The organism is Ktedonospora formicarum (assembly GCF_016587355.1).
GTDB lineage: Bacteria > Chloroflexota > Ktedonobacteria > Ktedonobacterales > Ktedonobacteraceae > Ktedonobacter > Ktedonobacter formicarum.
On the sequence record NZ_BNJF01000004.1, the window covers coordinates 933,226 to 945,826 of the forward strand.

At 49.1% G+C, this 12,601-nt stretch carries 8 protein-coding genes; 4 read left to right on the forward strand and 4 right to left on the reverse strand.

Annotated features, from left to right (window positions below; genetic code table 11):
• Positions 1–183: 183 nt before the first annotated feature.
• A complete protein-coding gene (gene fes / locus K3T82_RS35825) occupies positions 184–1,458 on the reverse strand; it encodes an enterochelin esterase (RefSeq protein WP_220198265.1) in 1,275 nt (424 codons plus the stop codon).
• A 997-nt stretch (positions 1,459–2,455) separates the two neighbouring features.
• On the opposite strand from fes, the gene K3T82_RS35830 reads away from it, so the two are divergent.
• Complete coding sequence (locus K3T82_RS35830) at positions 2,456–3,337, forward strand: TlyA family RNA methyltransferase (protein WP_220198266.1); 882 nt, start codon at positions 2,456–2,458, stop codon at positions 3,335–3,337.
• A gap of 634 nt (positions 3,338–3,971) precedes the next feature.
• Here K3T82_RS35830 and K3T82_RS35835 read toward each other — a convergent pair.
• Positions 3,972–4,475, reverse strand: a complete 504-nt coding sequence (locus tag K3T82_RS35835; RefSeq protein ID WP_220198267.1) for an ATP-binding protein — start codon at positions 4,473–4,475, stop codon at positions 3,972–3,974.
• Between the two features lie 346 nt (positions 4,476–4,821).
• Between K3T82_RS35835 and K3T82_RS35840 the strand changes: the two genes are divergently transcribed.
• Positions 4,822–6,423 carry an ISL3 family transposase gene (locus tag K3T82_RS35840; RefSeq protein ID WP_220198372.1) on the forward strand — a complete coding sequence of 534 codons (1,602 nt, stop codon included), beginning with the start codon at positions 4,822–4,824 and terminating at the stop codon, positions 6,421–6,423.
• 93 nt (positions 6,424–6,516) lie between these two features.
• Here K3T82_RS35840 and K3T82_RS35845 read toward each other — a convergent pair whose 3' ends face one another.
• Positions 6,517–7,650: an SMI1/KNR4 family protein gene (locus K3T82_RS35845; RefSeq protein WP_220198268.1), complete on the reverse strand. Its 1,134-nt coding sequence runs from the start codon at positions 7,648–7,650 to the stop codon at positions 6,517–6,519.
• A gap of 287 nt (positions 7,651–7,937) precedes the next feature.
• On the opposite strand from K3T82_RS35845, the gene K3T82_RS35850 reads away from it, so the two are divergent.
• Positions 7,938–9,746: a hypothetical protein gene (locus K3T82_RS35850; RefSeq protein ID WP_220198269.1), complete on the forward strand. Its 1,809-nt coding sequence runs from the start codon at positions 7,938–7,940 to the stop codon at positions 9,744–9,746.
• Between the two features lie 4 nt (positions 9,747–9,750).
• Complete coding sequence (gene dnaB, locus K3T82_RS35855; protein ID WP_220198270.1) at positions 9,751–11,121, forward strand: replicative DNA helicase; 1,371 nt, start codon at positions 9,751–9,753, stop codon at positions 11,119–11,121.
• Between the two features lie 374 nt (positions 11,122–11,495).
• Here dnaB and K3T82_RS35860 read toward each other — a convergent pair whose 3' ends face one another.
• On the reverse strand, positions 11,496–12,365 hold the full coding sequence (locus K3T82_RS35860; RefSeq protein ID WP_220198271.1) for a hypothetical protein: 870 nt from the start codon (positions 12,363–12,365) through the stop codon (positions 11,496–11,498).
• Positions 12,366–12,601 lie beyond the last annotated feature (236 nt).

Below are 12,601 nucleotides of genomic sequence, written 5' to 3' on the forward strand. Positions count from 1 at the left end.
ACCAGATGGGCATACTGGTCGCATGCAGACAAACCTCAGGTCTACTATTCTCTGGTTGAAAAGACCGAGAGCGGCCTGCCCTCGTCATATTGCTGAGAGAAGCGCGTTGCCTCAAGAGAGAACGTGTGCATGAGCTGAGAAACGAGGCTCTGTTTCTCGTTCCCTTCTGAGGTGGGTCAACGATTACTTGCACCTCTCTTTCGCTCCACTCACTGGTTCCTTGCCCACCAGGGCGATCAATCGATCTGCGAATGAACCGCGATGGGAAACAGAGTGGTGATATCCGTTAAACTCGGCATACTGCACCTCATACCCTTTGAGGCGCAACACATCGCGCAGATGCCGATTGCAGCCCACCATGTAGATCCATCCCATATCCTCCTTCAGCCCAACCTCCAGAGAGAAACGAAGAGGGAGGCGTGGGCTCTCGATAAACTGCTGGATTATCCACTCCTGCTGAATATCGTCCTCAGGGTCTTTGTCCCACCAGAACGAGCCAGACTGCGCAAGCACATTGCCAAAAGTTCCTGAGGCGCGTAACCCGGCGAACGCGGCGGCTAATCCGCCATAGCTACAACCACCAACAATCGTCTGGGCGGGATCAGCAGTCACATGATACTGTTCTTGCACCCACGGCATCAGTTCCTGAACGAGAAAATCGACAAAGGGCTGGTGGCAAGCTAGCTCGCGGTTGCGCGTCTCATCATCTGGGTGATCAAGGAAGACGGTAACCAACGGAGGAATCTTCTCTTCTCGTATGAGATTGTCCAGAATGGTTGGTGTTGGAATCAGGTCAAGGTAGGTCCAGCCATCAAAGAGAAGCAAGAGACGGTAGGGTTCGCTCCTCTCGGTGTACTCGGCAGGCGTATAGACCCAGATACGACGCTCATTGTCGAGGATCTGGCTGCGCAAGCAATGAGCATGAAGCTTGCCCTTGGCTCCGTCAGGGGAAGGCACAATCCAGGTCTGAGCAGGAGCATGGGGCAACTCAAGCACAGAGAAGATGACCTCCTGCGAATCAGGTTTTTCTTCGTCTCTGTGAGCCACAAATTGCTTGGGGTTGAGCGGATCAGGGAGAAAACGGGTGCCGAACCCGCCCTGAACCTGATTAGTCAAAGCATCATTGATGGAGAAGGTGTAAACTCCACGCACATCCATTTGGAGCTGGTATGTCTTATACCAGAGATCAGTCTGTAACAAGCGTGTCATCTGATGCTCTTCGGGATGGTCTAATCCTGCTGGTCCGCCCCAGATCACGACGTTGTGTGTGTCTCCGCTCGCTTTCCAGAGAAACGTGACCAGAGCGTGCTTCTCATCTCCTTCAATCGTTTCTATCAGCGGTGCTCCATGGGCAAATATATCTTGCCAGAAACGGTCAAGAGCGGTGGCATTCCCTCGTGTGAGTGCTTGTTGTACAGCGTGTATGCGCGGACTTTCAGGGAAGCGTTGTGATTCCATAGAGACCTTTTCTTTTGTCCATTTAACATGTATCTGTGTACACCGTAAACGACCATATCATGCTGATGGGTGAGCACACGTAGGCGCGCACAAAAATGCAAAGGGAAATCGTCTTGAGGATGGCGAGCAGAGGAAGTACAATGGTGGAGAGAAAATGGACCTCACACTCATGTCTCACCAAAACTACATATGCACATAGGCAAGCAACTGGGAACGACTACAACACAAGGATACGGGCTTCCCGAACAATCAGGAAGGTAGCAAGCAGTGCTTGAGAGAGGAGCGATTCCCTGCTTTTTTCACCAGCATTGTGGTTGAGCGTGCATTAGTAGTGGTTAGGCATACGTGCTTTTGGCCTCCTTGAGGAGATATCTACCTCTTGAGCATAAAGTACGCTTGCTCTTTTGTCAAGTTTTTCTTACGAGAACGATAAAAATTGTGGCAATGTCCTTGAAACTGCGCCACATGTCCTGAATGTATGGTATGCTAGCTGCAAACATTCCTGCGTTGTTCAAGATGGCGTTGCACTATTGTCTCTGTTGAGCGAAGCGATGATGTGATGGCTACGTCTATCCCTTGAACGTCGATACGCGCGGAACTCAAGATGAGAAGAAGCGCTCTTTCTTCGCTCTAGATTGGATGAGAACGATGATTTCGCAAAGCATTACCCAAAAAAGGATGTTTCTTTTCCCTCTGTCTCCTTGTAGACAAGCGAGTAGTTGGAACTGGGTGATGTATTACTGACGAACCAAGAGCGTAGGCTCTCACAGAGGACACAGGAGGTAACACCCCCTGATGCTCCTTGATAGTGGATTGGTTTCAAAGTAATATCTTCATCTCGGTACAACTTCTGTTTCTTGGCTGATCCTCGCCCTTTGGGGCGACCGGATCTTTTTGTGTTGCCTCCAACGCCCATCTGGTCGTGCCCCTCCATTCCTTTTTCTTTCCATTTGGCGAATTTGTACATTTCCCATGCAAAAAGAAAAAGGGAAAAAGGATGTCTTCATTTTCAGATGCTCAAGCGAATGATCGCAAAGCCAAGCAAGAGAGAGGCCTATCTACCAAACGCCAGCTTCCTCTTGCGACACTGCTCGTAGAGCGAGGGTTCTTTGGACACATTGAAGAGGCACGCCGATGGACCATGGCTGGAAAGGTTGTGGTGAACGACCAGCGTTTGGACAAACCTGGGATGCTTGTTCCTCGTGATGCACATGTTCATGTGCGTGGAAGGTCCCGTTACGCAAGTCGAGCTGGATACAAATTGGAAGCCGCCTTGGACGCATTTGGAGTTGATGCTGTTGGGCAGGTCGCTCTTGACTGTGGTGCTTCTACGGGAGGCTTTACTGATTGTTTGTTACAACGAGGAGCCACGTTGGTCTATGCTGTTGATGTTGGCTATGGCCAGCTTCTTGGTCGTCTACGCATTGATCCTCGTGTGCGAAATTTTGAGCGAACCAATCTCAGTGATCTGACAGTGGATAGGTTACTTCCTCTACCGACGCTGATCACACTGGATCTTTCGTACCTTTCTCTCACCAAAGCATTGCCTGTTGCAACGGCATTGCTTGCGCCCAAAGGGCAGATTTTGGTTCTCGTGAAGCCACTCTTCGAGGTTGAGAGTGCCGATGCGAGGCGGACTGGACACATTGACGATGTGACATTGCTGCTTGAAGCGCTGCAACAGGTCGTGGAAGCAGGAAGGACGTGCGGTCTGAGTCTCCAGGGGATGGTGAAGCTGGCACTTACGCCTCGCCATGGTGTGCACGAATTCTTTGCTTCCTTTGTTCGCTGTCCCGGTGTGGTTGATTGGCAGTTTGAGGAGCAAACACTGCTTGATATTATTCAGGGAACAGGCGTTGGTGTGACCCAAGAAGAATAGTTAACTTTTCATTGCAGGAGAGGTGAAGCATACTTCATCTCTCTTTGTATGCGACGTCGAAAATGTAAACCGTGGCTCGGTGAAAGGCATGTAAAGATTCGTGCAACATATATTCTGAAATATTTCACCCCAAGTCACATTTGAGCTCATCTCCTGCTACGAATAATCATACTCTCGTCTCGGACATGGAGGGAATGTACTAATTCAATGTTTGAGAGTTCACATATTCAGATAGTGGCATCTTGCGAAAAAAGTGAAATCATCTGGGTCCCTCGTTCTGGCCGGCTGAAAACCGTCTCTAATGGATATTGCTTTTGAGAGGCTCGTTTGGTTCCATCAAGAGGTCAGCCATGCTACTCTCTCCTACTCATCCTCAGAACCAATCCTACTCAAACGACTCTTTTACCTCAAAGAGTAGCATATTTCGATGTCATTGTCGAATTGACCTCCCGAACTGGTAAATTGGCCGAATCTTTGAACAAATAACGAGCTTGTAAATTTTGCGCACAGGTCGCCCCAAAAATATGGGACTAACCTGTGTACGTACAGATTTTCCATCAGGAACGCTTCTAGTAAGAAGAAGAATTTCTCTTCATAAGGATAAGGTATTAGCTGAGATAACATACCACGTTGGTTAGGAAAGATACTTATCCATCCAGTCCGAGAGATGAGATGTCATATCAAAGATAATGGTATTTTCTGTTTCATTAGGAGTTTCGAATTGTTCGATCACAGGATAAAAGTTCTCGTCGACGAGATAATTCCTTTCCTGGGTCGCCAAAACCTGTTGCCTTCTCTTTTTGAGTTCAGCAACGGGTATCGCTAGATAGACAATTACGACTTGGTAATGATGCTCACTTGCTACATTCCGAAATCGGTCCCGGAGCCATTTGAGAAAATTTGTGTCATCTAGAACAATATTTACGCCTTTTTGCATGAGGGAATGGAGTAACTGAATGCACAGTTGATGCGTTTTCTCCCATTCTTCTCCTGGTTGTGGATGGGTCAAATCAAACCCTCGCTGCCTCATGAGATCATCCAAGCTGATATAGTCGCTCTGGGTTCGCGTGACAATATGTTTCGCTAATGTAGTCTTTCCCGAAAAGGGAGCGCCACACATTAAATACAATGTATTCATACAAGCCTTTCTTATCCGTAACATGGGATAGCAGAAATTACAGGAGTGGTCACATGTGCCAAGAATAATATCTAGTTTGTGTTCATTGGGCAGGCTTTGTTTGCAAAGCTTGTTCAATGCTCAAAGATTCGTCCTAGAATTCAAAAATTTATCCCAAGTACCACGAACTCTCAGACTGAATAAGGTTGGCGATGAATTCCTTTACTCATCGAAGCGGCAAAACTCAGGTTCTTCCGCGATTCTGGTGCTACTTGTCTGCTTTTCTAAAGCGGTGTATTGATGTAATATGATATATTTCTCATAATGAAATGCTCTCTGTAGCTCATTCATGAGGAGTAAATTGATGATGGAATTTGCTTCGTTGTTGTCACTGCCCGATGGGCTAGAGGTAGCACAGTTTTCCATCGTGGATGATGTTTTACGTCTTCATGTGGTTGCAATGGCGGAAGGGCGAGCATGCCCTCTGTGCGCTGAGGTTGCTACGCACGTCCGTAGTTACTACACCCGTCTTGTGGCAGATCTGCCTTGCGCGGGCCATCGCGTCCAGTTCATGCTTCATGTTCGTAAGTTTCGCTGTGATACAGCTTCCTGCCCGCGCAAAGTCTTTGCAGAGCGGCTTGGTCCGTTTGTCGAAGCCTGGGCGCGCAAAACGACGCGACTGCGTGAGGCCATCGAGGCCATTGGTCTGGCCACTTGTGGAGAAGGGGGCTTCCGCCTGGCTGATCGGCTGGGCATAGCCACATCGCCAACCACCATGCTCCGCTGCATCATGGCACTGCCTCTTCCCTTTGTCGAGACAGTGACTCATCTTGGCATCGACGACTTCGCTTTTCGTCGTGGGCGAACCTATGGCACGGTCCTGGTCGATTTAACCTGTCACACGGTCATAGATCTCCTCCCAGACCGGAAAGCCGAAACGGCGAAAGCCTGGATACAAGCCCACCCGGAAATTGAACTGGTCAGCCGTGATCGTGGGGGAGATTACGCTGCTGCTGCCAGTCAAGGCGCTCCACAAGCTGTTCAGACAGCCGACCGTTTTCATCTCTGTAAGAATTTAACCGAAGCAGCCGAAAAAGCGCTGGCACATTGTCGGACAGAAATGCGCAAAAATCAGAAGAGCAAGGAAAACGTGCAGAAAGGCATCTCAGCGGAGGAACATTCACCAGTCTTGTTGACTCCTGACGGCAAACCCTACTCGGCCCATCAAACCGAGCGCTATGATCGCTATCAACAAGCGGTGGAGTTACGGGAACAAGGTGCCAAAGTCAAAGAGATTGCGAAACGAGTGGGTCTCAGTGTGCGAACGGTCCAGCGTTGGCTGAAAGATGGGACCTATGTCGAAACCAACTACCATCACCGGCACCGGAGCAGTTTTGACGCATACGAGGCGTATGTGAGGCAGCGCTGGGGCGAGGGTGTTCATAACATTCAACAGATCTGGCGCGAGATCAAGGCCCAGGGCTATCCCCACTCTGACCGGGCGCTGCGACGCCATTTGGAAGCCGTACGCGGAAAAACGCCAGCCGAATTGTCAGAAGCGGGCGTCTTGGATCACTTTTCCGCGAACAAGGCGGTCTGGCTCTTCGTTCGCCCCTTTGAGAAATTGAAGAAGCAAGAGCAGGAAGAACTCCTGGCTATGCGCCAGGCCAGCGCCACGATAGAGGCCATCTATCAACTCGTGCAGGAGTTTTTTCGCCTCGTACGCTCCCGCCAAGGAACACAGCTTGACTCCTGGCTGGGCAAGGTGGAAGCCAGTGGTATTCAAGAACTCCAGCGCTTCGCTAATGGCCTGGAGCGAGACAAAGCGGCTGTTCTGGCCGGATTAACACTCATTCACAGCAACGGGCAAGTGGAAGGGCAGGTGACGAGAGTAAAACTCATCAAAAGAATGATGTTCGGTCGAGCTGGGTTTGCTTTGCTTCGCCAGCGCGTCCTTCATGCCTTGTGAGAGCCGGCTCGAAGTCGAGAAATGTGCCTACTCCACCAACCAGCTTTGCCTCCAGAGACAGAAAGATCTCCTTCTCTACGCTGCGTGAGGAGATTAGCTTTTGAGCAATTTGTGTACCTCAAAGTGAACCGTAGTATCAGCAACAGGAATCGCTTGAGGATCTTGCGGGCTGACCGTGAACATGATCCAAGGCTGGCCTGTTAATGGTTTGTTTGTATTTTTACTCCACTTTTCTAATGCGTCAAAGCCTTCCTCGGCAATGATACGAGGATCTGCTGGACCCATAAACTCGCGATCTTCTTCCTCAGAATAGATAATTCTCTCAAGGGTACGATAACAGATCTGGGGGAGCATAGCTGAAGTCCCTCCTGGAAAAGTGCCAGCAAGCATATGTGGGTCGTCGCTTCGGGCCTCTTCCACGGCGATTCCCACTTCCAACGCAAGTTGGCCGTTTTGCCTCTCCTCGTAGCGTGCAAAGACCCTCATCACGTATTCTATGAGCGGCTGGATGCCTTGTTGTTCCAGATAGACACACACTTCGCGATAGAGCCGGTTGATTGAGTCAGCAAACTCGCTGGCGGAGATACTGGCTCGCGTGCTTATCATTGGCACTGAAATGGCTGGGCCTTCCCTTACTCGATCAGGATTACTCCGCGTTCGGTCTTCTGGCATCCAGATATTTTCAGGCTCGGTGAGATTGAGCCCATCGGCAACGTATTGGTTAGCTTCCAATTGATCAGTGAAGGAGGATAACAACTCGTGAAAACTGGTCGCAATGACTTGTGTTGGGCCTACTTCATGACTGAAAGAGATAATCTGTCCTACTTGACCTCCTGATGCTGGGGCCAGATCGATACACCAAAGATCACCCGCCCCATCGCCTGTTAAAGGAAGCCATGCCGGGTGCCACCAAACTGGCTGAATGGGGCCGGAGAGATGCGACGGCTTACGAGCCAGGACTTGTTCCTCCCAACCGCTCGGTCCTCCAAACATGCTGGCGAGATCATAAAAAATAGATTGATTCATCAGGAAGCTGCCCGAGTAGTAGCCATTGTGCCTGCGGTATGAAGCTTTGACATCCTCTGGGAAGACCAGCCCTCCCATCCCCGCTTCAATCTCGCGAATTTCTTCTTCTGTCACTCCAGGTTGCAAAGCTTTAGCAATGTCCGGCGCATTGGCTGCTAGCCAGCTTTCGATCCGATCCCAGAGTCTCTCTATTGAGTCCATCTGTTGCTCCTTTATCCTATTTCTTTCAGAATTACGACTACCTTTCTGCCATTCTTCACAAAGAAGGAAAAAAAGGTCGCTGACAAGCAAACGAGCAGCACCAGAATCGCGGAAGAGCCAAACTCATGTTGAATTCGCAAAGAGTACTTATGACCTGAAAAATGTTACACATAATGTTACAAGGTGTACCTAACATTTTGCTCTGTTTTTGGATATGTTTATAGCAAAGTAATTTTCTACTCCAGCTTGTGGAGCCCTCTCATCAGTATTTCTCAAGGAGCATATCCATGCCTTCTCATGTCAAAGAACCCTTCGATGCTCATTTCTTTTCCTCAAGCGCAACAGCACAAAACATTGACCAATCCGTCCTGACTGTCGTTGCTCACGTTTTTCCTTCCTCCACACAAGGGGCTGACTTTTTGCAGCGCTTTGTCGAGCAAGCAAGTGGCAAAGAGAATAGTATTACTATAGGAAATAAGCACCTCTCATTATACAGCCGCAGTATCGCAGCTCTTGGGCAAATGTTAGGCTTCAGTAATGATACAACCCATAAATACGTGACGCTGTATTCTGTATTAGGAATTCTCACGAAACAGAAAGCGACGAGAAGCCTCATCTTTCAGCTCTCCATTGGCCCATATGAGCCACCTTCCACACTTGAAGCCGACCTTGAGAGACTCATTCATACCAGTCGTCCCAAACTCCGTGTTCTGGCTCAACAGGTCAAAGAGCGCTGCTACGTCTACGGTTTGATTGCCTCTGAGTGGACACAACAGCTCCGCCTCCTCCAATCATTCCTCCAACCAGAACAGCATCTCTCTAAGCGCAAACGGGAACAACATCTCGCGAAGGCTCTACAACTCACCGATACTCTTCTCAAGAGATCCATAAACCCGGCAGAGACAGACGCAAGCACACATCTCAGCGTGTCTTCCACATCATCTCTTTTGGGGAGGCGGGAAGGAGCGTCTTCACCACTCACCACATTTGCACGTCTCCCATTTCACAACCCACAGGAAGACATTACCATCCAACACGAGATGGCGGTGTCTACCACTCCAACTATTACAAGAATACATGAACCAGAGTCTCTCAGCATGAGTCTTCCGAAGGTCGTCTCCGAGGGAGACGCCTCTTCTTCGCATGCTTTGGAAAAATCTCCATTCTTATCCTCATTAGGGAGACGCAGTACTGAGCCTCGGAGTGCAAGTCTCCCAAAAATGGCACATCAAGAAGACGAGGATGCTCACTCACCAGTAGCAGCGTCTCTCAATTTGCCGCCTTCTGGAAGACTGGAAAGGGTTTCTTCGAGCATAAGTCTCCCCAAGGAGCCAGAAGTGGTAGACGCCCCTCTACGTAACGTATTCTCTATTTATAATTACATAAAGACGTATGCGCATAGCGAGCCTCGTCGTATTGCTGAAATGCTTGCAGAAGAACTTGAACAGGATCGAAGGACTTCTCCCAAATATCTCAAATTGCTCAGAGAACCAGGCAAGACCCCAAGAAACCCTCATGTTATCGCAGCGGCATTTCTCACAACACTCATTCGTCTCCATCGCGATAGATGGACTATCGAGAGACCCGGTGGCTTCTTCACCGTTCGCTGCCGCGAATACGATCTTGCTATCCCCCAGGATGTCGAGGAGTGGGTGGCTCAGTATGGGACCTTGTCCCTTGCCGAGATCCGTTCAGCACTGGCCTCGGCATCTCCAGCCTCTTCGTCATCGAGGACGCAAGAAGCACCGTCGCAACCTTTTACGAAACCTGCCCCCAAACCGCTGTATCCTCCGCTTACCCTGAACATCCCCATCGGGACCGAACAGGTGCAGATGAGCAAGCAAGGGGCACAAACCGTCGAGCAGATGATCCTAAAGGATCGGCGCACCCGGCTCTATCGCACCCAATTATTGCGGATGGAGCAAGAAGGACAGCCAAACCGCTATGCCCTCCTCGTCGATGCCGGGTGGTTCAGCCCTCGCTCCCCTCAGACTATTGTGTATTCACAGGCTGAATGGCAACATCGCCTTGACACCATGAGCACCTGGCGCGACCTCTTTGGTCTTCCAGCCTTACCATTTGCCAAGAAAGCGTAGACCTATGGAAGCACGATTTTTACCACAAAATATTGATGCAGAAACGAGTGTGCTGGGAAGTATCCTCATTGATCCAGATGCGATGGAACACATTGTGGGTATCCTGCGAGCAGAAGATTTTTACCGCGATGTACACCAGACGATCTATATTGCCATGGAGCAACTCTTTGCCCAACAGACCCCAGCCGATTTTGTGACGCTTTGCGATGCGCTTGAGCAACAAAACCAGCTCGATGAAATCGGTGGCGAAAGCTACATCCTCTCGCTGGTCAATCACGTGCCTACCAGTGGAAATTTGTTACATTATGCCCACATCGTGGCACGCACGTCCGTATTACGGCGTCTGATTCACGCTGGAAGTCAAATTGTGGCAGAGGCATATGAAGATCAGGAAGAAGATGTCACGACGACTCTCGAACGAGCGGAACAGCAGATATTCGAAGTATCGCAACGCTATACTCAGGGCACGCAGTCTGCCTCCCATGTCCGTGAGCTTCTGGTTGGCTATCTCGACCGTTTGACGCAGGCAAGCTACCAGCAAGGGATGACCGGAGTTCCAACGGGCTTCAAGGATCTAGATTGTCTCACCAACGGGCTTCACTCCTCTGATCTCATCATTGTCGCGGCTCGCCCTGCGGTGGGCAAAACGAGTTTCGCCTTAAGCCTGGCCTATCATGCCTCTGTTCATCATCGCCGCAATGTTGGCATCTTCAGCCTGGAAATGAGCAAGGAGCAACTGATGCAGCGACTCCTCGCCATCGATGCTGGCATTGATCAGCAACACTTGCGTGCAGGGCTGATCGAAGATGATGAATGGGAGCGTATCGCAACCTCAATGAGCACGTTATCAGAAGCCGGGATCTGGATTGACGACACGGCAAACCTTTCACCACTGCAACTTCGCAGCAAAGCTCGGCGGTGGATTGCGGACCATCACATTGACCTCATCATCATTGATTACTTACAACTCATGGAAGCAGGAGGAAGTGATGGGAGAAAAGGCGAAAACCGAACGCAACTGGTGAGCCTCATTAGTCGTTCCCTGAAAACCTTAGCACGCGAACTCAACGTTCCCATTCTCGCGCTGGCACAACTCTCGCGAGCGGTGGAAGCACGTGCCTCGAAAGTGCCACAACTCTCGGACTTGCGGGAGTCAGGCTCCATTGAGGCCGACGCCGATATGGTCTTGCTGCTCTATCGCGATGAACTCTACAACCCAGAGACCACACGTCCTAATACCGCAGATGTGCTCATTGCTAAACATCGGCATGGGCCAGTTGGCGAGGTTGTTCTGACCTTCGACAAGAGACAGACACGCTTCCGTGATTTTAGTCACGTGTATGAACCAGGAAAAAATACCAGCAATATAATATAAATTAACAAATAAGAAGGAGTAATTAGTAAAAGCGATTATAATCTACCGACACTGCAATGAAGCCAACAGATTACCTCCTCAACCATTTGATTTGTTGAGGAGGTAATCTGTTGGCCATAACAAAATTACTCTTAGGATCCTTAGATAGACCCTCAAAAACTAGAGGCGGAGTATTCTTCCTTGCATTGGATAGGTTTCTTTAAACAGATCTACAAGAAACGTGACAATCCCTCTGGTGTCTTTCGAGAAATTGATTCCGTTCCATCAAAATGGGAGAAGATCACGCATCAGAAAATCCAGATCTTCTTGAGGCTGTGGCCTCCAATCGGATATTCCTGGGAAACCAGCCCATCGTAAACTAAAACGCAAATATTCTACAAAGGTTGGGTCCCCAGATCCCCATATCGTACCCCTGCTAATACTTGATCGGCACGTTCATCAGGAAATCGAAACATATAGGGGGTATTGGTGCTGCTGCAACCATACATTTTATCTCCTCGTTCAGCTGCGAATTCAAATGAATACACAGGCGGAGGTCCAGGATAGTGTTGTTTTTGCATCTCAAACAGCACGTTCTCATCCAATGGTTTGACCAATAATGGATCACATTCTCGCATGAGACTCGCGTTTCCCGGACTTTTTGTGGTTGGCAAAGGAGAATCAGAGGGGTATAGCATCTCTTCCCATTGAGGATGATAACCGAAGAAATTGACTGCACCCACGATCTCATACCAGGCACGAACTGAGAGAGGAACAGGACCAATGGTCCGTTCAATCTCATCAACATAGGTCGACATGCGAATAGGCCATGCCCATCCATCGGGTAAGCTCCGTTTCCAATCTTCAATCTCTTCTGGGGTATCGATGCTATACCGTAATTCAGGGACCATTGAGAACACATTTTTCTCTTCTTGCTCGTAGGCTTCATCAATATAATTCGCAGAGAGAAATACAGGTGGTTGTGTTCTTACCCATGCCAACATCTCTAGGTATTTTTGTTGGTTATCAAAAAATGCCTTACCTTCAACGGGTTGGAGTCGAAAATCATAGCCGAAGAGATAGCCTCTCTGAGGCAAGCGTTCAATGAGCATCTCAATGTTGCGACGAACACGCTGCATGGTTTCGCGAGCCACGGCGAGGGCATCTGTATACATTGATTCGTGGCGAACATCGGCACCCATTTGGAGCAATTCATCCCATACTTGTTCATACTCACCATTGAGGTATCGTTCTAAATAGGTCATCTTTTCTCTTCCTACAGTCCTAACATTGTCTGTATCCTCTATTCCAAAGTAGAAAATACAGACAATGCTTTTACATCGAAAAAAATTCCTAGATTTCAAAATTTCTCTTTATGGGTTGCTTTCCCATTCCCTTAAAAATTCAAACACGCCATCTGCGTGCTCCATATCTAGATCACCCATCAATATATAACTACTAATGTAATTTTTCAAAAATGATCTGCCTACATATGACGACA